Below are 23,090 nucleotides of genomic sequence, written 5' to 3' on the forward strand. Positions count from 1 at the left end.
CCAACGGCCCGGTCATCACAGCGAACAAGGTCCTGAACAACCTGACCTCCCTGACCTCCACCAAAACCGACAACCTCAAAGTCACCACCACCCTGCCCGCCACCGCAGACAACACCTTCCAAGGCGCCACCTCCACCCTCGCCTTCTCCTTCACCGGCACCCAACGCACCGAAACCACCAAATAACACCCAAGCAGTAACACCAAGAACACCCGGCAGCACCCGGCAAACCCCAGCTCTACCACCACCAAGCACAGGCAAGGAGAACGATCACCATGACACCGCGGAAAGGCTTCCTGCGCACCCTGGTGATCGCCGCCGCCGTCGTCCTGGGCCTGGCAGCGGCACCCACAGCCGCATTCGCTGCGTTCACTGGTACAGCACAGTCCGCCCCGCAGTTCAGCACCGCCAGCCTGGCGGCTCCGGCCGCAGCCAACGTATCCATGGCATGCTCGTTCGGTATCCGCGCCACCATCACGGTCAATTCCTTCAGCACCGTGACCAACGCGAACTACCACGATGTCAGGATCTTCGACCGCTCCGGGAACCTCGAATTCACGGGTGATTTGAGCAAGGCCGCCGGCAAGACCTACACATCGGGTTACGAGATCATCGGAACGTGGAGCTACGAGATCCGCGGTTACTACAAAGTCCCCGGCACCACCAACACCTGGACGGGCAAAGTCCTCAAAGGCAGCCTGAGCTGCTGAACCGCCCTGGGACACCAAAAACTCCAACGGCCCCGACACGCTTATGCAGATGGCGTATCGGGGCCGTTGGCCTGTTTGGGAAGCGCCTGGGAGAAGCCCGCCTAGGAGAAGCGCCCCGGCCGGAATGTGGCCAGCATCGGGTGTTTTTCACCGCTGAGGATCTCACCGGACAACAGTTCACCGGCAATCAGGCCCAGCGTGGCTCCCGAGTGTGTGAACGCAACAAAACAGCCAGGCACCTGGCCGAGCTCACCGAATACCGGTTCGCCGTCACCGGGAATGGGCTTGTAGCCGATCTTCCATGAGGCCGGCTTCAGCTCGGGGTTGCCCGCAATCAGCTTGGAGGACTCGTCCGCCAATTCCTGGACAATGTCATCGGGAATCGTGAAGGACCCGTCAGCGTGTTCGGTGATGCTCTCTTCGTACCAGTCGTGGTCCAAGGCAAACGTGTTGCCGGGGTTGGGGCGGACGGCGGCACGCGGCGTGTTCATCACGGCGGTGACGTGGTGTTCCACCGGTTTGGTGACCACCAGCATGGACACGGGGGAACCGTTGGGGATCTCCACTCCCAAGGGCTTCACGACGGCGGGCGTTGCAGCACCGCAGGCAACCAATACGGCGTCCGCGGGGTACGTTTCACCGCCGGCAGTTTCGACGCCGGTGGCGCGTCCGCCGTCGACCATCACTGAGGCTTTTCCGGCGTTGAGGACCAGTTGGCCGCCCAGGGCGTGGAATTCCTCCATCAGGAAGTTCACCAGGTCCGGCAGGCTGACCCACCCTTCGCCGGGATTGAAGATGGCCTTCCCGGGGACTGCGCCGGAGTCGATGCCCGGGGTGACGCTGGCGATCTCTTCGGGGGCCAAGAGCTTGGAATCGTAGCCAATGGATTTCTCGTAAGCGTGGCGGGCTTCGGTGGCTTGGTCCTGGCCGGACGCGTTCCACATGAGCCCGCCACCGAACTGGAGCCATTCACGGCTTGGGTCCGCGGCGAACAGCGTGCGGTACCGGTCAACCCCGGCGACGCGCAGCTGGTGGTAGGGCGTGGAACGTTCCCCGGCTGAATTGAGCCAGGACAGGGACCGGCCGGTGGCTTCGCTGGCCAGGCCCTGCTCCGTCAGCAAAGTGACGGAAGCTCCTTGGCGGAGCAGGTGGACGGCAGTGGATACGCCCAGGATGCCGCCTCCGATGACGGCAACGTGCTTGGTGGAGGACATGGTTCTCCCTTTCTTTGGTGTTGAAGCTGTGAAATGCGCCTAGGCGAAGGCGTGGATGTTTTCGATGACTTTGAGGGTTTCCAGCGCTTCGGCCGGCTGCACGGGAAGGGGCCTTTGGCCGCGGAGCGAGGCGGCAAGCTCCCGGTAGAACTGTGGGTAGGCGCCCTTTTCCGCCGGGACCGGCGTTGCTGTTCCGTCCACACCCAGCAGCCCCCAAGACTCCTGGGGTTCGCGGCCGTAAGAGGCGTCCGACGGCGTGATGCCGGCGGCGAGGGCGGGTTCCTGGCTGTCCAGTCCCCACTTGGTGTACGCGGCTTTGGAGCCGAGGACGTGGAAGCGCGGGCCAACCTGGGCGGCCATGCCGTTCATCCACAACCGCGAGCGGACACCGGATTCGTGGCGCAACGACACAAAAGCTTCAGTGTCCGCGGCATCAGGATGGGGGCCATGGTTGGCGGTTTCGCCGTAGCTCTCCTCCACAGGCCCGAACAGCTGGATGGCCTGGTCGATCAGGTGGGCGCCGAGGTCGTGGAGGATGCCTCCTCCTTCGGCCAGGGTGGCCGAATCGCGCCAGTTCCCGAAGCCTTCCGGACGCCACCATTCAAAGCGTGATTCAAAGGTTCGCACCTCGCCAAGGGCGCCGTCCTTCAGCAGCTTTGACAGCGTCAGGAAATCGGCGTCCCACCGGCGGTTCTGGAAGACCGTCAGCTGCACACCGGCGTCGGACGCCCGCCCTGCCAGTTCCTCACCATGGGCGACTGTAGTGACGAAAGGCTTGTCCACCACAACGTTCAGGCCATGGGCGATCGCCGTGGCACCGAGCTCAAGGTGCGTCAGCGGCGGTGTTCCCAGCACCACGAGGTCCAGGTTGCCTGAAAGGGCGAACATGTCTTCCGGCGTGGGGACAATCCTTGCCTGCGGGTAGAGGCGTTCCGCTTCGGCTTTTCGTCGTGGATCCGCGGTCACAATGACGTCCAGGGAGTAGTCCGGGTCCGCTTCGATGAGCGGCGCGTGGAACACCTTGCCCGAGACGCCGAACCCGACGACGGCGGTCCGGATGGGTGCCGCTGTTACCTCCCCCATCACAGGACCTCCGAGAGAAAGCGCTGCAGGCGTTCGCTGCGGGGGTTGTCGAAGAGTTCTGTGGGAGTACCGATTTCCACTACTTCGCCCTCATCCATGAACACCACCTGGTCAGCTACCTTCCGGGCAAAGCCCATCTCGTGCGTGACAACCAGCATGGTCATGCCGCGTCGGCCAAGGCCTGCCATGAGGTTAAGGACGCCTTTGACCAGCTCCGGGTCCAGGGCGCTGGTGGCCTCGTCGAAGAGCATCACTTCGGGCTCCATGGCCAGTGCCCGGGCGATCGCGACGCGTTGCTGCTGGCCGCCGGAGAGGTCGCGTGGCCGGTGGTCGGCCCGTTCGGCGAGCCCGACTTCGGCGAGACGGCGCCGGGCACGTTCCCGGGCTTCGGCCTTGGACATCCCCTTGACGCTCCATAGGGCCAGCGCCACGTTCTCAAGGGCAGTGTGGTCCGGGAAGAGGTTGAAGTGCTGGAAGACCATGCCGATCCGGGCGCGGAGGATGTCCGGCTTGACCTTGAGGGCACTTTCACCGGCCAGGAGGACGTCCCCGCTCTTGGGTTCGTGCAGGCGGTTGACGCCGCGCAGGAGCGTGGACTTCCCTGATCCCGAAGGCCCGATGATGCAGGTGGTGGTCCCCGGGGCGACGTTGAGGCTGACGTTCCGGAGCACCTCGACGTCGCCGTAGGCCATGGTCAGGTTCTGGAGTTCGAGGCTCGAGCCGTTGAACTTCTCAATATCCTGTGCTGAATTCTTGGTGCTGGTGGCGCTGCTGCTGGTGAGGTTCACGTGTTGCTCCCGGTGATGAGCGGCGAGGCCGCGTCGAGTTCCTTGACTTCCTTCAGTCCGCTGGTGGGTGCCGTGGGACGACGGCGGCCGGTGCGGAACTTGTTGTCGAAGTAGTTGACCAAGTGGGTCAGCGGCACGGTGATCACCAGGTAGAAGATGCCGGCCATGACCAACGGCGAGAGATTGCCGGACAACACTGCTGCGTCCTGGCCCACCCGGAACAGTTCGCGTTCACTGACGAGGAGTCCCAGGAAGTAGACCAGGGAGGAGTCCTTGACGATGGCGATGAACTGGTTGACCAGGGCCGGAAGCACCCGGCGTACACCCTGCGGGACTACCACCAGGGACATGGACTTGGCGTAGCTCATGCCCAGTGCGCGGCAGGCTTCTCCCTGGCCCTTGTCCACGCTGAGGATGCCGGCGCGGAAGATCTCTCCGATGTAGGCACTGGCGATCAGGCTCAGCGCGATGATGCCCAAGGGATAAGGAGAGGGGCCAAAGACCGACTGGCTCAACCGGGCAAAACCCTGGCCGATCAGCAGGATGGTCAAGATGGCGGGCAGCCCGCGGAAGAGGTCGGTGTAGATCCTTGCAGGGATACGCAGCCACCTGGAGCGGGAGATGCCCATGACGGCCACCACCATTCCCATCACTACGCCGAGGATGGTTGCTGCGATGGAGATGATGAGGGTGTTCAGGAGGCCAACTCCGAGGAGTTGGGGCAGTACTTCGATCATGGCGTCAAAATCGAAGAACGTGCGGCTGATGGTGTTGAGCCAATCCATTGAGTGCTCTCAGACGTTGGTTGTTTGGTGCGGTTACTTGCTGGCGGTCGGGGCCGGGCTTGAGGTCTGCTCGGCTTTGGGGAGGTACTGCTCCGGCATCGGCGAGCCCGGGAACCACTTCTGGTAGAGCGTCTTCCACGTGCCGTCTTCCATTGCTTCGGCCAGGCCCTTGTTCAAGGCCTCTTTGAAAGCGGTCTTGTCCTTGGCAATGGCGAATCCGGCGGGGGCGTCGAACGACGGAATGTCCGCGGCGCTGACCAGTCCAAACTGCTCCTGGTATTCCTTGGCTGCCTCGTAATCGAGGAAGTGGGCGTCCACGGCCCCGCTGTTGACTGCGGAGATTGCCGTGTTGTTGTCCGGGAAGCGGACCAGCTGCGCGGAGGTGAAGTTCTTCACTGCGTAGGCTTCCTGCAGGGTTCCCTGGACAACTCCAAGCCGCTTGCCGTTGAGTGCGTCCGCGTCCTTGATGCCGGAGTCCTTGGTGGTGATGACCGTCAGGTAGCCGGCGAGGTAGCCATCGGAAAAGTCAACGGTTTCCTTGCGCTTGTCCGTGATGCCGATGGCAGCGACACCGACGTCGAACTGTCCGTTGGCCACGGCCGCGAGGAGCCCTGAGAAGTCCTGTCCGGTGAAGACCACGTTGTCTACGCCGGCGCGGTGGGCCACGTCCTTGAAGAGTTCCACGTCAAAGCCGGTGAAGTTTCCCGAGCCGTCGGTGAAGGTGTACGGCTTGGAGTCGCCCAGGCTGGCCACGCGGATGGTGCCGGGCTGGATCAGGCCATAAGGGTTTTCGGCGGACGGGGAGTTGGCGGCGGGCGACCCGCCGCAGCCCGAAAGGGCGAGGAGAGCCGCCACTGCTGCGGCTGCGAGCGCTGCCGGGCGGAAGTTCAGTTTAATCACAGCGTTGTCCAATCGTGGGAGGTCTAAGCGGTGCTGTCAGGAGCCGCTGGAAGTTATTTGCTCGATGCGGGGTCTTGTTGAGTCCGGTCTCAGCCCCTAAGATTGAGACCGGACTCACATCGATTGATAAGAAATGTAGCGGAACTCACAAAGCCGCGTCAACACCCCACTGAAAGGTGAACATGAGCACTGACGGATCCCGACGGCGGGACGTAACGGTTGCCGACGTCGCCAAAGCCGCAAAAGTGTCCAAGGCGCAAGCCGCCCGCGCGTTGGGCAACTACGGAGCAGTCAGCGACGACGTCCGGGAGCGTGTCCTGGCCGCGGCGGAAGAGCTCGAATACCGGCCCAACGAGCTGGCGCGGAGCATGAACACTGGAAGGTCCAACACCATTGGCGTGGTGGTGGGCGATATCGAAAACCCGCACTTTGGCCTCGCCATGAGGGGCATTACTGACACCGCCAAGAAGAGCGGCTACAACGTCATCCTCATCAATACCGACGAGGAAAGGGCTGCCGAGGTCGACGCCGTCCGCGTGCTGCTGGACAAGCGCGTGGACGGACTCATCGTGGCCCCGGCATCATCCGTGGAGACCTCGCATCTGCAGCAGGTCCAGGATTCGGGCCGCCCCCTGGTGCTTCTGGACCGCGCCGCCCAAGGGCTGGACGCAGAAACCTTCGCCGTGGACATGGGCGGCATTTCCTATGAGTCAACCAAGTACCTGATCGAGTCCGGGCATCAGCGGATCGCGTTCGTTTCCACTCTGAAAACAGACAGGCCTTACGAGGAAGGGATGGTGCTGGACTCCTCCCAGATTTCGGACCGCCTGGAGGGGATCCGCCGCGCGTTCAAGGACGAGGGACTCGCTTTACCCGCCGATCTGGTCCGCCTTAACGCCGGTGACTCCGAATCCGTGAAAGCCATTACCCGGGGGCTGCTCGAAGGGCCGGACCCGGCCACCGCCATCATCGCTTCCGACGGCCTGATCGCCTTGGGCGTGGTGGAAGCCATCCAGGAGGCCGGACTTGCCATCCCCGCCGACGTCTCTTTCCTGATGTACGACGACTTCGCCTGGACACGCCTCACCACTCCCCCGCTCACCGTCATCGCACAGCCCGTCTATGACATGGGGATCGCGGCGGCAACCGCCCTGATCCGTCGGATCGAAGGCAGGAAAGCCGCAGCGCCAACACCGGAGCTGGCGGCACGCTTAATCCAGCGCGGCTCGGTGGGAGCGCCTCAGCGGACGGCGGTCAGGGCGTCGTCGTAAATCGCCAGCGCCTGGCGTACTTCTTCGGGGGTCACGACGGCGGGAGGCACCACATGCACGCGGTTGTCCGCCATGAAGGGCAACAGTCCACGGTGGAGCAGTTCCGCTTTAAGCTTGCCCATGAAGGCGGCGCTGACCGGTGTGCGGCCTTGGCGGTCTTCGACGAGTTCCAAAGCCCAGAACACGCCGCGCCCGCGCACTTCGCCGATGACGTCGTGCTTGGCAGCGAGGGCTTTCAGGCCCGGTTCCAGGTGGTTGGCGCCAATGCGTGCGGCGTTCCGGACGATGCCCTCCTCCTCGAAGGCTTCGATGGAGGCAACGATCGAAGCTGCCGCGAGGGGATGGCCTGAATAGGTAAGCCCGCCCGGGAAGACGCGCTCATCAAAGGTCCGGGAGATTTCTTCGGAGATGATGACGCCGCCTACCGGGACGTAGCCGGAGTTGACGCCCTTGGCGAAGGTGACCAGGTCCGGCCGGACGTTGAAGGCGTCAAGGGCCAACCAATCACCTGTGCGTCCAAAGCCGCACATGACTTCGTCCAGGATCAGGACGATTCCGTGCTGGTCGCAGAGCGCGCGGACACCTTCAAGGTATCCCGGCGGCGGAAGCAGTATCCCGGCGGTACCGGGAACGGTTTCCAGCAGCACGGCAGCAACGGAGTGCGGACCTTCGAGTTCGATGGTCCGGCGCAGGTGTTGCAGTGCCCGTTCTGCTTCCTGCTCCGGGGTTTCGGCCCAGAATTCGGAACGGTAAAGGTACGGCCCAAACACGTGGACGTGGCCGCGGGAGTATTCGTTGGGAATGCGGCGCCAGTCCCCGGTCGCCACGATCGCTACCCCGGTGTTGCCGTGGTAGGAACGGTAGCGGGAGATGACCTTGTCCCGGCCAGTGTGGAGCCGGGCCATCCGGATGGCGTTTTCGTTGGCGTCCGCGCCGCCATTGGTGAAGAACACCTTGTCCATGGTCTCCGGCGCATGGGAGAGGATCTTCTCGGCCGCCATCGCGCGCGTACGGTTGGCGTGCGCGGGAGCAACGGTGGTGAGCGTGTCCAGCTGTTCCTTGATGGCTTCGATAAGCCGCGGGTGCTGGTGGCCGATGTTGGTGTTGACCAGTTGGCTTGAGAAGTCCAGGTAGGTCCTGCCCTCATGATCCCAAACCGTGCTGCCGGAACCGCCGGCGATCGCCAGTGGTTTCAACGAACCCTGGGCAGACCACGAATGGAACACGCTGGCGGTATCCCTTTCTGCGACCTCGGAGTTGCTTGCTGCCAAGGAAGCAGCCGGGGCGGTGCGGGTGGGTGACATGGGAGGGTCCTCTCTCTGGCGGGGCTGGATGTCCCTTCATCATGCGCCGGTGATAGCCGCAGTCCCTCTCGACATTTGTATAGTGAACTCCTGACGGAACTACGTTTTTCCAAGGAGCCACGAGTATGCCACCGACCCTCAACGCCATCGTCCGCGACAGCACTTTGAACCTGCGGCTGGTAACGCCGGAGGCGGGGGATGCTGCTGCGGAGGTGCCGGTATCCTGGGTCCACAGTTCCGATCTTGGGGACCCCACTCCGTTCCTCGATCCAGGGCAGTTGCTCCTGACGGATGGGACACAATTTCCGGTGGGCGATGCTCCTGCTGCGCTCTATGGCGACTACGTGGAGCGGCTGGTGGCCCATGGGATCAGCGGCCTTGGTTTTGCCACCCAGGTGATCCATGGGGTGCTGCCTGCAGGGCTGGTCGAAGCCTGCAGGACCCGGGGTTTGCCGTTGCTTGAGGTTCCGGACAGGACTCCGTTCATCGCCGTCATCCGTTTCGTGGCCGATTGGCTCGCAACCGAACAGCATGCGCGCTCCGAGTGGTCGCTCCAGGCCCAGCGCGCCATCGCACGGGCTGCACTTCGTCCCGATGGCCTCAGGTCCATCCTGGCCGAACTCGAGCGCCAACTGCACGGCTGGGTTGCCCTCTTTGACGCCGCGGGCAACCACATCCTGATGCCCAACAACCGTCCCGTGCCATCGGCCCTGATGCCGGGTGTGGAAGAAGCCGTCCGAAAATCGCTGGACAAGGGATCGCGGTCGGTATCGCAACTGACCATCGACGGCGGACACGTCACCTTGCAGACGCTGGGCCGCAGGCACCATCTGCGTGGCGTCCTGGTCTTGGGCGCCATCGAGCCATTGGACCCGGCCCGCACCGACATCATCAACAGCGTTATCGCCTTGGCCAGCCTCGCCCTGGAGCAAACCCGGACCCTGGATACTGCCCGCCGCCATCTGCGTGCCGGGGTCTTGGAGCAGTTGCTGGCCGGCAGCTTCGATGTTGCCGAACGTACCGGACGCCAGGTTTGGGGCCGGCTGCCGGCACAGCCCCTGCTGGTGACCCTGGCGCAGCCTCCCGGACAGGGACAGAACCTGCTCGAAGCGCTCGAGCTGCTGTCCGATGACCATCGGGGTGCCATCTTCTACGCCCAGCGGAACGAAAACATCGTGGTGCTGGCCGGACCCGCCCTCCAGCCGAAAGTCAGCACCCTCCTGGACAAGTACGGCGCAAAGGCGGGGGTTTCGGCAGAAACGGACTTCGCCCACCTGCCCAAGGCATTGGCGGAAGCCGAGCGGGCGCTGAAACGCGCCACGGAGCTGAGCCGGCCCCTGGTGGCTTTCGAGGACATCTCCCAAGGCGGGATGCTCGGGCTGCTCCGACGTGACGAAGCTGCCTCCGTTGCCCGCCGGCTCCTTGAGCCCTTGGCCAGGCATGACGACACCGAACAGACGCAGCTGCTGCCCACGGTTACGGCCTGGCTGGCCAACAACTGCGTCTGGGACCGCACGGCGAGGGAGCTGGGGATCCACCGGCACACCCTCCGGAACCGGATCGACGCCGCCGGGAACGTCCTGGGCCTCAACCTCGACAACCTGCGCGACAGGCTGGAACTGTTCGCCGCCGTCGAGTTTGTGGAAGAGCGCCCGCAGACATCGTCCTAGTTTTGCGGGAAGCCCAGGTTGATGCCGCCGTGGCTGGGGTCCAGCCAGCGTGAGGTGATGGCTTTTTCGCGGGTGAAGAACTGGAAGCCCTGCAAGCCGTACGCTTTGGAGCTGCCGAAAATGGAGTCCTTGAAACCGCCAAAGGAGTAATACGCCACCGGCACGGGAATGGGCACGTTGATGCCCACCATCCCCACCTCAACCTCGGTCTGGAAGCGGCGGGCCGCACCGCCGTCGTTCGTGAAAATCGCCGTGCCGTTGCCAAAAGCGCCGGAGTTGATCAGGTGCAGGCCTTCTTCGTAGCTCTTGACGCGCACCACTGCCAGGACCGGTCCAAAGATTTCCTCGGTGTACACACGGGAGGTGACCGGGACGTCGTCGATCAGCGTAGGCCCAAGCCAGAAGCCGTTTGCATCCCCGTCCACCTCGATGCCGCGGCCATCGACCACAACCTTGGCACCGTCCTCGAGGGCAACGTCGATGTAGGACGCCACCTTGTCGCGGTGCTGGCGGGTGACCAGTGGGCCCATGTCGCAGTTGCGGCGGCCGTCGCCGATCTTCAGGGTGGACATCCGGGCGGTGATCTTTTGGATCAACGCGTCGGCGACAGGTTCCACGGCCACCACCACACTGATGGCCATGCACCGCTCCCCCGCCGAACCGAAGCCCGCGTTGATGGCGGCATCGGCGGTCAGCTCGAGGTCTGCGTCGGGCAGGACCAGCATGTGGTTCTTCGCACCGCCAAGGGCCTGGACGCGCTTGCCCTTGCGGGCCGCGGTCTCGTAGATGTACTGGGCAATCGGAGTGGAGCCGACGAAGGAAATGGCCTTCACATCGGGATGTTCCAGCAGGCCGTCCACTGCTTCCTTGTCGCCGTGCAGGACGTTGAAGACTCCGTCCGGAAGGCCCGCCTCAGTGAACAGGGCAGCGAGCCAGTTGGCCGCCGTCGGGTCCTTCTCGCTCGGCTTGAGGACCACAGTGTTGCCGGCCGCGATGGCGATCGGCAGGAACCACAACGGCACCATGGCAGGGAAGTTGAACGGGCTGATGATGCCCACCACGCCCAGCGGCGCTTTGGTGGAGTAAACGTCGACGCCGGTGGAGACGTTTTCTGAATGCTCGCCTTTGATCAGGTGAGGGAAGCCGGTAGCCAGTTCCACGACTTCCTGGCCCCGGGTGATTTCACCGAGGGCATCGGAGACTACCTTGCCGTGCTCGGAGGTGATGATCTCCGCGAGCTCGCCCTTGCGCTCGTTCAGCAGCTCCCGGAAGCGGAAAATGATCTGCTGGCGTTTGGTGATGGACATATCCCGCCAGGCAGGAAATGCCTTGTGGGCCGATGCGATGGCCGACTCGATGTCCTCGGCGTTGCCAAGGTTGACCAGCTTGGTTTCACGGCCGAGGGCGGGATCGAACACGGGGGCGGTGCGGTCGCCGGCCGATGGCGAGCCGGCGCCTCCGATCCAGTGCGGGACCACGGGAAGCTGGTTGATGTCAGACACTGCGTTCTCTTCTCTTACGGGGGATGGATGTGTTCCACCGTAAGTTCGCAGGCTCGCCCACGTGTCAGTACATTGAGCGAAAGACAACGAGCTTGTTGGACATATGTCTATGGGGCGACTTCGCCTTCCTCGGGATCATCGGCGGAACGGACTTCGTTCCGGATAATGCCGAGTTCCTCAAGCTGTGCGGACATCCCCGCTCCATCCGGTGCGTAGATCCACGGGACACCCGGGGTTGGTTGACCCCCGGACTTTGAACGACCACCCGCCAGCACTGCTTCCCCTGCCGAGAGTTGGCGGATGGCGATTGCCCGGACGTTTTCCGGATGACGCTGGGCGAATTCGGAGTAGATGGCTTCATCGTGCTGGCCGTCGTCGCCCACCAACAGCCATTTCATGGTGGGAAACTCCTCCGCCAGGCGTTCCAGGGAGTTCCGCTTGTGCTCCTGGCCGCTGCGGAACCAGCGGTCGGGAGTAGGACCCCAGTCGGTCAGGAGCTTGGGCCCGGCCGGGTACAAGTTGCGGGACAGGAAGCGGGACAGGGTTGGGGCAACGTTCCAGGCCCCAGTGGACAGATACAGCACAGGGGCAGAGGGCGCCGTCCTGGCAATCCGCTCATACAGCACAGCCATCCCCGGGGTGGGAGTCCTGGCGTGCTCGTTGAGGACGAAAGTGTTCCAGGCCGCCAGGAACGGACGCGGCAGCGCGGTCACCATCACGGTGTCGTCGATGTCGGACACGACGCCGAAGTCAGCGTCGTCCGCGACGATCTCCACAGGAGCCTCCACAGTTTCCGACTCCCCGGATTGCAGCGTGATGGTGTGCCAGCCGGCATCCAGGGCCACCGGAATACGGGCATCCACTACGCCGCCGCGGTCCGCCCGCACAGTGAAAACGGTACCGGCGACGGTCACATTGACATCGGCGTGAGCCACGGGAGCACTCGTGAAATTCCGCCACCCGCGCATGCTCTCCTGCAACGGCTTTGCATGCCCTGCCGCATCCCGGGGGTCACTGCGGACAACGCGCGCCAGCACCCGCACCCACTTGGTACTTCCATAGCCGGTGTAGGGAATCACCGTTTCCACCCGGCCACGCCGGATGGCTAGCTGCGTCTGGAAACCTAGCCACGCGTCGTCGAGCCTCAACGCGAGGTGGCGGCGGGTTTTGCCGGGCTGCCTGGTGCCGCCGTTATCAACGGCGTCGGATGTGGGGCGCGGTTTCAGGGGACGGGAAGCCATGCGTCCAGTCTTCCACGACGACACAGCGGAGCGTCACAACCGCGCGTCACACGGCAGTGGTCGGCGCCCTGCCTTCGTCACCGTGCAGCTTGCGCGCTTCAGCCAGGCGAAGGCGGTCCAACCGGTTCATCAGGGGTGCCGTGGTGGCGCCGTGCACCACAATGGACAACGCAATCACCAAACCGATGAAGGCCCAAAGTTGGTGCGCCTCGGCGTCAAAGTTGCCGTGGGTCAGCGCATAGCCGACGTAATAGATTGAGCCGATCCCGCGGATGCCGAAGTAGGAGATGGCCAGCCGTTCGCGCGGTCCGGTCTTGCCGCCCATCAACCCGAGCCATCCGGCCAGGGGCCTGACCAGGAGGAGGAATGCCAAGGCCACCACAAGCTCCGCCCAACCGATCCCCTCCAGGAGTCCACGGGCTATGGCTCCGCCAAGGAGCACCAGGATCACCACCGTCATCAAACGCTCGAGCTGCTCCACGTAGCCATGGAGAACCTGGTGGTAGCTGTGGTGGCGCTCGGCGGAACGGATGGTCAGAGCACAGACGAAGACCGCTACGAACCCGTAGCCTTCCAGCATTTCCGCAGCGCCGTACGCCAGGAATGTTGCTGCGAGTGCCACGAAACCCTCAGCGTGTTCGGACAGGCGGAAGCTCTTGCCTTTGGCGGCAAAGAAGATCAGGCTCAGGAGCTTGCCCGTTCCGAAGCCGAGCAAAATACCGACGCCCATACGCCAGAAGACATCCAACCCCACCCATTCCCCAAACCAGGCGCCCGGTGATGCGCCCACCACGCTGATGAGGATGGCAAGGTACACAAAGGGGAAGGCGAGCCCGTCATTCAGGCCGGCCTCGGAGGTCAGGGCGAACCGGACCTCGTCCTCGTCCGGGTCCTCTTCGGTGTCCGCCGGCCTGCCCACTTGGACCTCGGAGGCCAGGACGGGGTCGGTGGGGGCAATGGCAGCGGCCACCAGGATGGCGGCGGCGAGCCCCAGGCCCAACACCCACAACCCCAGCAGGGTCATCACCAGGATGCACAGTGGCATCACGATGCCGAGCAGGCGCCAGGTGGTGGACCATCCGCGCCAGCGGAAGGGCCTGTCCAAGGCCAGACCGGCGCCCATGAGGGAGATGATGACGCAGACCTCGGTGAGGTGGGTCGTGAAGTCCGCATGCAGGATGGGATCCGGGTCCGGAAGATCGGGCAGGAGGGTGAACGCCAGCATTCCACTGCCGAGGAAAACCATCGGCATGGAGAGTGGCGTTTGCCGCAACAGTTTCGGCAGGACCGCTGCGGCCAACACGGCAACTCCTGCCGCGAGAAACAGGATGCTGGGGGCTTCAAACAAAATGGTCTTCTTCCTGCCTGCCGTTGGGCGGTGTCAGAAAGCCTAGTCCGCAGACGGGGCTGCGTCGATCATGGCTGCCTCGATGAGGACCTGGGCGGCTTGGCGCGCGTGTCCGGCAGCCTCCGCTGTTCCTGCGATGGCGGCTGTGGTCTGGGCTCCTTCGGCGAGGATTGCCAGTTGGGGTGCAAGGTAGGCCGGGGCGCCGGCATCGAGGGCGAGCCGGGCCACGTATTCCTGGAACGATTCCTTGTGCCTGCGTGCGTACTCGGCCACCTCCGGGCTGACCGCTCCGAGTTCGGCGAAGCTGTTGATGAATCCGCACCCCCGGAAGGAGTCCTGGCAGAACCATCCTGCGAGGTAGTCGAAGATGGCGAGGAGCCGTTCCTTGGGGGTCGCGGCTTGTTGGACGGTGGCGTCCAACCCCTCGGTCCAGGACTGGTGCCGGTGTTCCATCACCGCCATGACGATGCTGCTCTTTGACGGGAATTCCCCGTAGAGCTTCTTCAGCGAGACCCCCGCCGCGGAACGGAGTTCATCCATGCCCACGGCTTGGATGCCCTTGGCGTTGTAGAGCTCGTCGGCAGTGGCAACGATTCGTTGGCGGACCTCGGAAATATCCATGTACCCATACTACTTGCATTGAGAACGAACGTTCTCTACTATGGAGAACACAGAGGGAGAACGATCGTTCTCCACTTCGAGAAAAGGGACACATCATGGGTTTCATCAAGGTCGGCACCGAGAACACCACGGACATTGAGCTCTACTACGAAGACCACGGAACGGGTCAGCCCGTAGTCCTGATCCACGGCTACCCGCTGGACGGCGGCTCCTGGGAAAAGCAGACCGCAGCCCTCCTCAACGCCGGCTACCGGGTCATCACCTACGATCGCCGCGGATTCGGCAAGTCCAGCAAGCCGACCATCGGCTACGACTACGACACCTTTGCAGCCGACCTCAACACGGTCCTTGAAACCCTGGACCTGCAGGATGTAGTGCTGGTTGGCTTCTCGATGGGCACCGGCGAAGTCGGACGCTACCTCGGCACCTACGGCGAAGCCCGCGTAGCCAAGGCCGCGTTCCTGGCATCCCTCGAGCCGTTCCTCCTCCAGACGGACGACAACCCCACCGGCGTTCCGTCATCAGTGTTCGACGGCATCCGCAACGCCGCCATTGAGGACCGCTACGCCTGGTTCACCAACTTCTACAACGACTTCTTCAACACCGATAACTTCCTGGGCAACCGCCTCAGCGAAGAAGCGCTGCGCAATTCCTGGAACGTCGCCGCCGGCTCTTCCTGGTACGCATCCTTCGCAGTAGTGGATTCCTGGCTCACCGACTTCCGCTCCGACATCGAGAAGGTCACGGTCCCGTCCCTGATTGTCCATGGCACCGATGACCGCATCCTGCCGATCGATGCCACCGGCCGCGAGTTCACCAAGCGCCTGCCCTCCGCCGAATACGTGGAGATCGAAGACGCGCCGCACGGCATGCTGTGGACGCACGGGGCTGAAATCAACGAGATCCTGTTGCGCTTCCTGGCCAAGTAGGCCAACACCGGACAAGACCTCAATAACGACGGCGGCAGCCCGCCTTTGGTTCCAACCGAACCAGAGGCGGGCTGCCGCCGTCGTGCGTTGACGTAGCGCACGTCACGACCTATGATTTATGAATCGATTCAAGATGTAACCTTCCTCACGCTGAATGACCACTTTGTTCAGTCCTGGATGGGAAGAGTTCTTGTTCCTTGCCAACGACGCCAGAGGAGTACAGCGACGTGACAGTCACGCACCGGAGGGATCTCAGCACCTCCCCCGAACCCATCACAGGTCCGGAATCCAGCACCGGCGGGAAAGATCCGAAGAAGGCCGCCATGAGCGGCTGGATCGGAAGCGCGCTGGAGTACTACGACTTCGCGCTGTATTCCCTGGCAGCAACGCTCCTGTTTCCCACCATCTTCTTTCCCACGGAAAACCCCACGGTGGGCATCATCGCCTCGCTGGCAACCTACGCCGTGGGCTACGTTTCCCGCCCGCTCGGTGCCGTGATCCTGGGCGCCTACGGAGACCGGCACGGGCGCAAGAAAGTCCTTGTCTTCGCCATGCTGCTCATGGGCTTCGCCACGTTTGCGGTCGGCCTCCTGCCGACCTACGGACAGGTGGGCCTCCTGGCTCCCGTCCTCCTGGTAATCCTCCGCCTGATCCAGGGCTTCGCCGTGGCAGGTGAACTCGGAGGTGCCAGCGCCATGATCGTGGAGCACTCCCCCGACGCCAAGCGCGGCTTCTTCGCGAGCTTCAGCCTCCAAGGCACGCAGGTGGGTTCAATCCTTGCAACCGCCGTCCTGATTCCGCTCGCCGCCTTCCTCCCTGACGAGCAATTCCACGCCTGGGGCTGGCGCCTGCCGTTCCTGCTCAGCGCAGTAGTGATCCTGGCCGGGTACGTCATCCGCCGCCGCGTGGACGAGCCGCCGGCCTATCTGGCCCAGTCCGGGGACGCCGGCGCCAAGCGCCGCTTCCCGCTGGTGGACCTCCTGCGTACCCACCCCTGGGTTCTGGTCCGGTGCGTCATCATGACCTTTACCAACGTGATCGGCATGGCCACCCTCATCTTCGGGGTCTCCTTCGCCACCCAAAAGGGCTACGGCATCGGCTTCTCCAGCAGCGAGTTCCTCTGGGTTACCTTGGCGGCCAACGTCGCAGCAGTGCTGACCATCCCGCTGTTCGGTGCGCTTTCCGACAAGATCGGCCGGCGTTCCCTGATGGTCGCCGGTGGCCTTGCGGGCGGACTGCTCACCGTGGGCTACCTGTGGGCCATCGAACAGCGCAGCCTGCCCTTGGTATTCGTCTGCGTCGTGATTGTCCAAGGCATCCTCTTCCAGATGTGGAACGCCACCTTCGCTACGTTCTTCCAGGAACAGTTCCCCATGCGGATGAGGGTCACCGGCTTCGCGGTCTCCCAGAACATCGGCCTCATGATCGCCTCGTTCTTCCCGAGCCTGTTCACCGCCATTGCTCCCCCGGGCTCAGCCAACATTCCCCTGGTTATTGGCCTGACCACCCTGGGAATCTGTGCTGTGTCCGCTGTGGCAACGCTCTTGTCCTCTGACACCCGGGGCAAGTCGCTCGAGGACCTTGAAGCGCGCTGACGCCGAAATCGCCCCTTGTGCACCGAGATCGCCGGAACGGCTCCAGCTCGCTGGTCCCTTCCGGCGATTTCGCGCGGTTCCGGCGATTTCGCGCGTTTCCGGCGATCCCGTAGCTAGTCGCTGACCAGCCCTGTGGCACGATGACATACAGCTTGCAAAGCCCAACGGGTACCCCGGATCAGCAAGGAGAACGTGACATGAGCACACCCATCAAGATCGCTGTGACCGGCGCGGCCGGCCAGATCGGCTACAGCCTCCTCTTCCGGATCGCCAGTGGCGCCTTGTTCGGCGCCGATACTCCGGTGCAACTGAGGCTCCTGGAAATCACGCCGGCGTTGAAGGCACTTGAGGGTGTGGTGATGGAGCTCGATGACTGTGCGTTTCCCGCGCTCGACTCCGTGGAAATCGGCGACGACGCCGATCACATTTTCGACGGCGTGAACCTCGCCTTGCTCGTTGGCGCCCGTCCGCGCACCAAGGGCATGGAGCGCGGCGACCTGCTCAGTGCAAATGGCGCAATTTTCACAGCACAAGGCAAGGCACTGAACCGGGTCGCGGCCGACGATGTCCGCATTGGAGTGACAGGCAACCCGGCCAACACCAACGCCTTGATTGCGATGAGCAACGCCCCTGACATCCCCGCTGAGCGGTTCAGCGCCCTGACCCGGCTGGACCACAACCGCGCCCTTGGACAGCTTGCCAAAAAGCTCCAGATCCCCGTAGGGGATATCCGCAAAATGACGGTCTGGGGCAATCATTCCGCAACGCAGTATCCGGACATCTTTAATGCAGAGGTCGCCGGCCGGAACGCGGCCGAGGCGGTGAACGACCAGGACTGGATAGAGAACGAATTCATCCCCACGGTTGCCCGGCGGGGTGCGGCGATCATCGATGCCCGGGGTGCGTCCTCCGCGGCATCGGCAGCGTCGGCGACCATCGACGCAGCCCGCGACTGGCTGCTCGGCACGCCGGAGGGCGATTGGGTTTCCATGGCTGTTGCCTCTGACGGATCATATGGAGTGCCCGAAGGCCTCATCTATTCGTACCCGGTGACTACCTCAGGCGGGAACTGGGAAATTGTTCAAGGGCTGGAAGTGAACGACTTCAGCCGCAAAAGGATGGATGCGACAGCCGCCGAGCTTTCTGAGGAGCGGGCCGCCGTGGCTGAACTCGGCTTGATCTGAACCCGGCTTGATCTGATCTCCGTCAGTGACGTGCCGTTGGCGTGACCAGCCGGGCAAGCTCGGTGCCCGGCGCCGCCAGCCGGTCAACAGTGCTGAAGATGAACTCCTGCATTGCTGCGGTGGCTGCTGAAGGACCAATGTCATTGCGCCGGGCCAGATTGACGGTCCTTCTCAGCGAGGGGTTGACCAGGCGGGCACTGCGCAGCCCGGGCCTGCCGATGACAACCATGGCCGGCACCACGGCCACGCCCAAGCCACGGTCGACGAACCTCAACACTGCGTCCATCTCGGCGCCCTCGACGGCGATCACCGGTTCCAGCCCCTTGGCGGCGAACGCGGCTTCCGTGGCCACCCGCAGGTCATAGCTTCGATTGAAGGCCACCTGGGGAATGTCGGCCAATTCCTCCAAGGTGAGTTCTTCCCGCCACCCTGATCCGGCGGCGGAGACAACCACCAGCTCTTCGGTCAGCAGCGGAACCAGTTCGGTGCCCTGTACTGCGGGATCTGTTCCGCGGGTGACCACCAGGGCCAGGTCCAGGGCGCTTTCGTTCAGGGCATCGACCAGGAAACGCGAGCCGCCTTCAGTGATATGCAGTTCCACTCCGGGATGCGCGCTGCGGAAAGCAGCCAGTACATCAGCCACCAGTGAGACGCACAGCGTGGGCGGGGCGCCCAGGCGGACGCGGCCCCGGCGCAAACCCGCCAGCTCATTCATCTGCTCCCGGGCGGTCTCCGCGTCACCGAGCATGCGCCGGGCGATGGGCAGAAGCAGTTCTCCCGCATGCGTCAGCGTGGCTCCGGCGGGTCCACGGTGGAACAGTGCCGTTCCCAGATCTGCTTCCAGCGCAGCGATCTGCCTGCTCAGGGATGGCTGCGCCACGTAGAGTTGCTCGGCCGCACGTGTGAAATGCCCCACCCTGGCAAGGGCCTCGAATGAGCGCAACTGCTCCAACTTCATCTTCATAGCATAAACGCATCAGGTTGAGCCAAATAATTCATTGGATACATGAAGAGGACCGTCCTAGCGTTGATGCCATGAACTTCAACGCCACTCCAGAACGACTCATGTCCACTTCGGTGCTTGTCATCGGCACCGGCGGCGCAGGCCTGCGCGCCTCCATTGAACTCGCCCAGCGGGGTGTGGAGGTACTGGCGGTAGGCAAGCGACGCAAACACGACGCCCACACCAGCCTGGCCGCCGGGGGCATCAACGCGGCCCTGGGAACGATGGATCCCGAAGACAGCTGGCAGCAGCACGCAGCCGACACCTTGCGGGAGTCGTACTTCCTTGCCGACCCGTCCATCGTCGAGACGGTAGCCCGGAACGCCGCCCAAGGCATTGAGGACCTTGAACGGTGGGGAATGCCCTTCGCCCGGGAGGATGATGGACGCATCTCCCAGCGTTTCTTCGGGGCACACAAGTATCGCCGCACCGCCTACGCCGGGGACTACACCGGGTTGGAGATCCAGCGAACGCTGATGCGCCGGGCCGCAGAGTTGAACGTGCCCATCATCGACACCGTCTACATCACGCGGTTGCTCGTGGCCGACGGCACCGTCTTCGGCGCTTATGGATTCGACGTCGTGGACGGCACTCCCGTTCAGATCCACGCCGATGCGGTCATCCTGGCCGCAGGCGGACATACCCGTATCTGGCGGCATACCTCCTCCCGGCGCGATGAGAACACCGGGGATTCCTTCCGGTTGGCAGCCCTGGCCGGGGCGAGCATCCGCGACGCCGAGCTGGTCCAGTTCCACCCCTCCGGCTTGTTGGAGCCCGACGACGCTGCCGGAACCTTGGTCTCCGAGGCCGCCCGTGGAGAAGGAGGCATCCTCACCAACGCCCTCGGCGAGCGCTTCATGGCACGTTACGACCCCGAGCGCATGGAACTTTCCACCCGGGATCGGGTCGCGCTGGCCGCATATACCGAGGTGGCCGAGGGACGCGGCACGGAGAAGGGCGGCGTCTACCTGGACGTTTCGCACCTGCCGCGGGAAACCGTCATGGAAAAGCTGCCACGGGTCTACCGCACCCTGATCGACCTGCAGATGCTGGACATCACCACCACCAAAATCGAAATCGCTCCCACAGCGCACTACTCCATGGGCGGGGTCTGGGTGGCACCGGAGGACCACGGAACAGGAGTGAACGGCCTTTACGCAATCGGCGAAGCCTCTTCCGGGCTTCACGGTGCCAACCGTTTGGGCGGCAATTCACTCATTGAGCTGCTGGTTTACGGCCGGATCACCGGTGGGCACGTGGCTGACTACGTCCATTCACGCACGCACATCTTCCGGGATACTGCCGCCGTCGAGATCGCCCGCCGGGAAATGCAGACCCTGCTCAGCGAACGCGGAACAGAGTCCGCACGGCGGCTGCAGCGTGAACTCCGCAACCTCATGACCGAGCACGCAGGGGCAGCGAGCACCGAGAAAGGGCTGGAGCTGGGACTTGAGAAGTTGACCGCGTTGGAGGAACGCGCCCAACTGGTCACAGCCCATCCGGACATCGCAGGGTTTGATGACCTGGCCCACGCCTACGACCTCCTGGGCTCCCTGCTCGCGGCACGGGCCACCCTGGAGTGCGCGCTGGAACGCCGCGAAACCCGCGGAGCCCACAACCGTGCCGACTTTCCAACGGCAGATCCGGCATTGCAGGGGAACTTCATCTGGTCCACCGATGAGGGGGTCAGGTTCGAAAGCCTGCCCCCTGCTCCGGATTCGTTCCGGGCACTGGCCGAGGCCAATGCCGACGACTCCGTTGCCGGCAAGCTCGTGGAGTAATCCTTAGGGAACGGTGACCACGATCTTCCCGCGGGTGTGGCCCTCCATGTTGAGCCGGAAAGCATCAGCTGCCTCGGACAGGGGCAGCGCGGTGGCTACTTCCACCCGGATCTTGTGCTCGTCCACCAGGTCAGCGAGTTGTTGGAGCTCGGCGCCCACGGGATTGACCCACATCCAGGTACCGCCGTGGGCCTCCACCTCGTTGTCGGCAATGGAGGCGTGGCGCCCGTTTTCGGCCAGGACCTCAAGCGTGGCTTCAAGGTTGCCGCCCACGAAGTCGGCCACCACGTCCACGCCTTCGGGACGCAGGGCCTTCACCCTGGCGGCAAGGCCTTCACCGTAGGCAACAGGTTCGGCACCCAGGGACCGCAGGAAGTCGTGGTTCTTTTCAGATGCCGTGGCGATCACCTTCGCGCCGCGCGCCACGGCGATCTGAATACCGAGGGAGCCCACCCCGCCGGCCCCGCCGTGGATCAGGACTGTCTCGCCCGACTGAAGGCCCAGGCGGTTGAGCACCTGGTACGCGGTGAGTCCGGCCAGGGGCAGCCCGGCCGACTCATTCCAGTCCAACGATTCCGGTTTGCGGGCAAGCAGCCGCTCCGGCAGGGCGATGTACTCGGCGAAACTGCCGCCGTGGACATAGTCCTTCCGGCCGTAGGAGATCACTTCGTCGCCGGGCTTGAAGTGGGGAGCGTCAATACCAACAGCTTCCACAACGCCCGCGACGTCCCACCCGGGGATCGCCGGAAATTGGAGGTCCATGAGCGGATCAAGGTGGCCTCCCATGATTTTCCAGTCCACCGGATTGACGGAGGATGCCTTCACTTTGACCAGGACCATTCCCGGCCCCACCTTGGGCATTGGTTGCTCTGTCAGTTCAAGGACGTCGGGGTTTCCGTATTTGCTGTAAGTCATTGCCTTCATATGAGCGACAACTCCCGTTTAGCGCAGCGTATTCCTAATCGAAGAAGCCAACGATGTAGCCGATGAAGTACAGCAGCGAGAGCAGGACTCCGGCGCCGATGGCGGCAAGCCATAAGGCCTGGGTTCCCTTCCGGGGGCCGCCCTCGTCATGGCCTTGGGGGCCTGCGGTGGAGGATTCGCCCGGAGGCGTTTCTCCCGGTGGCACTCCGCCGCCGGGCTCAAGGCCGGTGATCTTGTCCTCATACGGATCGGGATTGGGTCCTGACACGCTCACTCCCCTTGTAGCAGTGGTGACGCTTTGACCCAGCGTATCGAACCGGCACGGCCAGAACCACAGCAACCTTACAAATCCGGTGAAACTCTCAGCGACCCCACACTGTGTCACGCGTCGCCGTCCGCACACGATACAGGGATGTGGTGGCCGTGATGTAGAGGTCATGCCCGTCGACTCCGCCGAAACAGAGATTGGACACCCTTTCCGGAAGTTCGACGGCGGCCACCAGCCCGCCGTCGGGCGCGTAAACCCGCACCGAGGCCCCGGCCGAAGTCCACACCCTGCCCTCGACGTCAACGCGGAAACCGTCGGAGGCCCGGTCCTCTTCAAGTTCCACAAAGGTGGTTCCGGCCCCACACCCGCCATCCTCAACCGGATAGGCGGCAATACGGAACGGGACTCCATGGGACGCGCCGGCGGTATCGGAGACGTACAGCCGCGATTCATCCGGTGAAAAAGCCAAACCGTTCGGATGGACCAGATCGGTAATCACCGGCGTCAGGTCATTGGTTGCGGGGTTGAACCGAAACACGTAGCAGCCGCCGTACTCCTGCTCGCCCTCGTGGCCTTCCACCGTCCCGGGCAGGATTCCGTAGGGCGGATCCGTGAACCACACCGTTCCATCGGCGGCCACCACAACGTCGTTGGGCGAGTTGAGCCGATGCCCACCGAACGCTTCAACGATCGGTGACACCACGCCGTCGTGGTCCCGTTCCACCCGCCTGCGGCCGTGGCTGCACTGCACCACGCTGCCGTCATGGTCCAGCGTCCGGCCATTGGTGTATTCGACGCCGGTGGCGTACTCACGGGTTGCACCGGTTGCCGGGTTGAACTCCAGGATGCGGTTGTTGGGGATGTCGCTCCAGCGGACTGTTTGCGATTCCGGTATCCAGGCCGGCCCTTCTGCCCACACGGTTCCTTCGAAGAGCTTTTCCAGAGTGCCGGTGATCAGTTCGTCCATGCG

The 23,090-nt window shown here is 63.7% G+C and carries 21 protein-coding genes and 1 pseudogene; 8 read left to right on the forward strand and 14 right to left on the reverse strand.

Going from position 1 to position 23,090, the window contains the following annotated elements; all coding sequences use genetic code 11:
- Both BLQ01_RS19185 and BLQ01_RS19190 read left to right on the forward strand, forming a co-directional pair.
- A pseudogene (locus tag BLQ01_RS19185) lies at positions 1-185 on the forward strand (hypothetical protein); the annotation flags it as partial.
- Between the two features lie 89 nt (positions 186-274).
- Positions 275-709 (forward strand): hypothetical protein, encoded by a 435-nt coding sequence (locus BLQ01_RS19190; RefSeq protein ID WP_091553688.1) that lies wholly within the window; start codon positions 275-277, stop codon positions 707-709.
- Positions 710-810: 101 nt separating this feature from the next.
- Here the strand turns inward: BLQ01_RS19190 and BLQ01_RS19195 are convergent, their stop codons facing one another.
- The 5 genes from BLQ01_RS19195 to BLQ01_RS19215 are packed head-to-tail and all read right to left on the reverse strand — an operon-like array spanning position 811 to position 5,479.
- A complete protein-coding gene (locus BLQ01_RS19195; protein WP_026548099.1) occupies positions 811-1,923 on the reverse strand; it encodes an NAD(P)/FAD-dependent oxidoreductase in 1,113 nt (370 codons plus the stop codon).
- 39 nt (positions 1,924-1,962) lie between these two features.
- Positions 1,963-3,006, reverse strand: coding sequence for a Gfo/Idh/MocA family protein (locus BLQ01_RS19200; RefSeq protein ID WP_091553691.1), 1,044 nt, complete (start codon positions 3,004-3,006; stop codon positions 1,963-1,965).
- A complete protein-coding gene (locus BLQ01_RS19205; RefSeq protein WP_026542343.1) occupies positions 3,006-3,794 on the reverse strand; it encodes an amino acid ABC transporter ATP-binding protein in 789 nt (262 codons plus the stop codon). Before BLQ01_RS19205 ends, BLQ01_RS19200 begins: the two co-directional genes overlap by 1 nt.
- On the reverse strand, positions 3,791-4,579 hold the full coding sequence (locus BLQ01_RS19210; protein ID WP_026542342.1) for an amino acid ABC transporter permease: 789 nt from the start codon (positions 4,577-4,579) through the stop codon (positions 3,791-3,793). Before BLQ01_RS19210 ends, BLQ01_RS19205 begins: the two co-directional genes overlap by 4 nt.
- A gap of 33 nt (positions 4,580-4,612) precedes the next feature.
- The gene (locus BLQ01_RS19215) at positions 4,613-5,479 is read right to left on the reverse strand and encodes an ABC transporter substrate-binding protein (protein ID WP_026548101.1); all 867 of its coding nucleotides are present in this window, start codon (positions 5,477-5,479) and stop codon (positions 4,613-4,615) included.
- Positions 5,480-5,661: 182 nt separating this feature from the next.
- On the opposite strand from BLQ01_RS19215, the gene BLQ01_RS19220 reads away from it, so the two are divergent.
- Entirely contained in the window at positions 5,662-6,750 is a 1,089-nt protein-coding gene (locus BLQ01_RS19220; RefSeq protein ID WP_091553692.1) for a LacI family DNA-binding transcriptional regulator, read from the forward strand.
- On the opposite strand, the gene BLQ01_RS19225 is transcribed toward BLQ01_RS19220, so the two are convergent.
- Positions 6,720-8,054 (reverse strand): aspartate aminotransferase family protein, encoded by a 1,335-nt coding sequence (locus tag BLQ01_RS19225; protein WP_091553695.1) that lies wholly within the window; start codon positions 8,052-8,054, stop codon positions 6,720-6,722. The two genes, BLQ01_RS19220 and BLQ01_RS19225, sit on opposite strands and share 31 nt — an antisense overlap.
- A gap of 125 nt (positions 8,055-8,179) precedes the next feature.
- Between BLQ01_RS19225 and BLQ01_RS19230 the strand changes: the two genes are divergently transcribed.
- Positions 8,180-9,724, forward strand: coding sequence for a PucR family transcriptional regulator (locus tag BLQ01_RS19230; protein WP_091553697.1), 1,545 nt, complete (start codon positions 8,180-8,182; stop codon positions 9,722-9,724).
- Here the strand turns inward: BLQ01_RS19230 and BLQ01_RS19235 are convergent.
- From BLQ01_RS19235 to BLQ01_RS19250, 4 genes are all read right to left on the reverse strand, one after another.
- Positions 9,721-11,226 carry a CoA-acylating methylmalonate-semialdehyde dehydrogenase gene (locus BLQ01_RS19235; protein WP_091553699.1) on the reverse strand — a complete coding sequence of 502 codons (1,506 nt, stop codon included), beginning with the start codon at positions 11,224-11,226 and terminating at the stop codon, positions 9,721-9,723. The genes BLQ01_RS19230 and BLQ01_RS19235 overlap by 4 nt on opposite strands.
- Before the next feature lie 107 nt (positions 11,227-11,333).
- Positions 11,334-12,467 carry an App1 family protein gene (locus tag BLQ01_RS19240; RefSeq protein WP_091553702.1) on the reverse strand — a complete coding sequence of 378 codons (1,134 nt, stop codon included), beginning with the start codon at positions 12,465-12,467 and terminating at the stop codon, positions 11,334-11,336.
- 46 nt (positions 12,468-12,513) lie between these two features.
- On the reverse strand, positions 12,514-13,815 hold the full coding sequence (locus tag BLQ01_RS19245) for a cation:proton antiporter (protein ID WP_091553703.1): 1,302 nt from the start codon (positions 13,813-13,815) through the stop codon (positions 12,514-12,516).
- Between the two features lie 42 nt (positions 13,816-13,857).
- Positions 13,858-14,436 carry a TetR/AcrR family transcriptional regulator gene (locus tag BLQ01_RS19250; RefSeq protein WP_091553706.1) on the reverse strand — a complete coding sequence of 193 codons (579 nt, stop codon included), beginning with the start codon at positions 14,434-14,436 and terminating at the stop codon, positions 13,858-13,860.
- Between the two features lie 95 nt (positions 14,437-14,531).
- Here BLQ01_RS19250 and BLQ01_RS19255 point away from each other — a divergent pair, with 95 nt between their 5' ends.
- From BLQ01_RS19255 to BLQ01_RS19265, 3 genes are all read left to right on the forward strand, one after another.
- Positions 14,532-15,365: an alpha/beta fold hydrolase gene (locus BLQ01_RS19255; RefSeq protein WP_091553707.1), complete on the forward strand. Its 834-nt coding sequence runs from the start codon at positions 14,532-14,534 to the stop codon at positions 15,363-15,365.
- Positions 15,366-15,637: 272 nt separating this feature from the next.
- The gene (locus BLQ01_RS19260) at positions 15,638-16,960 is read left to right on the forward strand and encodes an MFS transporter (RefSeq protein ID WP_091553816.1); all 1,323 of its coding nucleotides are present in this window, start codon (positions 15,638-15,640) and stop codon (positions 16,958-16,960) included.
- A gap of 197 nt (positions 16,961-17,157) precedes the next feature.
- Positions 17,158-18,144 (forward strand): malate dehydrogenase, encoded by a 987-nt coding sequence (locus BLQ01_RS19265; protein WP_091553710.1) that lies wholly within the window; start codon positions 17,158-17,160, stop codon positions 18,142-18,144.
- Positions 18,145-18,166: 22 nt separating this feature from the next.
- Here BLQ01_RS19265 and BLQ01_RS19270 read toward each other — a convergent pair whose 3' ends face one another.
- The gene (locus tag BLQ01_RS19270; RefSeq protein ID WP_091553713.1) at positions 18,167-19,108 is read right to left on the reverse strand and encodes a LysR family transcriptional regulator; all 942 of its coding nucleotides are present in this window, start codon (positions 19,106-19,108) and stop codon (positions 18,167-18,169) included.
- A gap of 71 nt (positions 19,109-19,179) precedes the next feature.
- On the opposite strand from BLQ01_RS19270, the gene BLQ01_RS19275 reads away from it, so the two are divergent.
- Positions 19,180-20,928, forward strand: a complete 1,749-nt coding sequence (locus BLQ01_RS19275; protein ID WP_091553714.1) for an FAD-dependent oxidoreductase — start codon at positions 19,180-19,182, stop codon at positions 20,926-20,928.
- 3 nt (positions 20,929-20,931) lie between these two features.
- On the opposite strand, the gene BLQ01_RS19280 is transcribed toward BLQ01_RS19275, so the two are convergent.
- The 3 genes from BLQ01_RS19280 to BLQ01_RS19290 form a co-directional block, all read right to left on the reverse strand.
- Positions 20,932-21,852: an NADP-dependent oxidoreductase gene (locus tag BLQ01_RS19280; RefSeq protein ID WP_091553717.1), complete on the reverse strand. Its 921-nt coding sequence runs from the start codon at positions 21,850-21,852 to the stop codon at positions 20,932-20,934.
- A gap of 34 nt (positions 21,853-21,886) precedes the next feature.
- Positions 21,887-22,120 carry a DUF6480 family protein gene (locus BLQ01_RS19285; RefSeq protein ID WP_026542327.1) on the reverse strand — a complete coding sequence of 78 codons (234 nt, stop codon included), beginning with the start codon at positions 22,118-22,120 and terminating at the stop codon, positions 21,887-21,889.
- A 94-nt stretch (positions 22,121-22,214) separates the two neighbouring features.
- Complete coding sequence (locus BLQ01_RS19290) at positions 22,215-23,087, reverse strand: SMP-30/gluconolactonase/LRE family protein (protein ID WP_091553718.1); 873 nt, start codon at positions 23,085-23,087, stop codon at positions 22,215-22,217.
- Between the last annotated feature and the right edge of the window lie 3 nt (positions 23,088-23,090).

This window comes from Arthrobacter sp. UNCCL28 (assembly GCF_900102805.1).
In the GTDB taxonomy this organism is placed as follows: domain Bacteria; phylum Actinomycetota; class Actinomycetes; order Actinomycetales; family Micrococcaceae; genus Arthrobacter; species Arthrobacter nicotinovorans_A.

Bases quoted from the DNA above. Each gene is read 5' to 3' on its own strand.
- BLQ01_RS19290 (WP_091553718.1), bottom strand. From the start codon at position 23,087: ATGGACGAACTGATCACCGGCACTCTGGAAAAGCTCTTCGAAGGAACC.
- BLQ01_RS19200 (WP_091553691.1), bottom strand. From the start codon at position 3,006: ATGGGGGAGGTAACAGCGGCACCCATCCGGACCGCCGTCGTCGGGTTC.
- BLQ01_RS19250 (WP_091553706.1), bottom strand. From the start codon at position 14,436: ATGGATATTTCCGAGGTCCGCCAACGAATCGTTGCCACTGCCGACGAG.
- BLQ01_RS19230 (WP_091553697.1), top strand. From the start codon at position 8,180: ATGCCACCGACCCTCAACGCCATCGTCCGCGACAGCACTTTGAACCTG.
- BLQ01_RS19270 (WP_091553713.1), bottom strand. From the start codon at position 19,108: ATGAAGATGAAGTTGGAGCAGTTGCGCTCATTCGAGGCCCTTGCCAGG.
- BLQ01_RS19210 (WP_026542342.1), bottom strand. From the start codon at position 4,579: ATGGATTGGCTCAACACCATCAGCCGCACGTTCTTCGATTTTGACGCC.
- BLQ01_RS19240 (WP_091553702.1), bottom strand. From the start codon at position 12,467: ATGGCTTCCCGTCCCCTGAAACCGCGCCCCACATCCGACGCCGTTGAT.
- BLQ01_RS19190 (WP_091553688.1), top strand. From the start codon at position 275: ATGACACCGCGGAAAGGCTTCCTGCGCACCCTGGTGATCGCCGCCGCC.
- BLQ01_RS19265 (WP_091553710.1), top strand. From the start codon at position 17,158: ATGAGCACACCCATCAAGATCGCTGTGACCGGCGCGGCCGGCCAGATC.
- BLQ01_RS19225 (WP_091553695.1), bottom strand. From the start codon at position 8,054: ATGTCACCCACCCGCACCGCCCCGGCTGCTTCCTTGGCAGCAAGCAAC.
- BLQ01_RS19255 (WP_091553707.1), top strand. From the start codon at position 14,532: ATGGGTTTCATCAAGGTCGGCACCGAGAACACCACGGACATTGAGCTC.
- BLQ01_RS19275 (WP_091553714.1), top strand. From the start codon at position 19,180: ATGAACTTCAACGCCACTCCAGAACGACTCATGTCCACTTCGGTGCTT.
- BLQ01_RS19280 (WP_091553717.1), bottom strand. From the start codon at position 21,852: ATGAAGGCAATGACTTACAGCAAATACGGAAACCCCGACGTCCTTGAA.
- BLQ01_RS19195 (WP_026548099.1), bottom strand. From the start codon at position 1,923: ATGTCCTCCACCAAGCACGTTGCCGTCATCGGAGGCGGCATCCTGGGC.
- BLQ01_RS19220 (WP_091553692.1), top strand. From the start codon at position 5,662: ATGAGCACTGACGGATCCCGACGGCGGGACGTAACGGTTGCCGACGTC.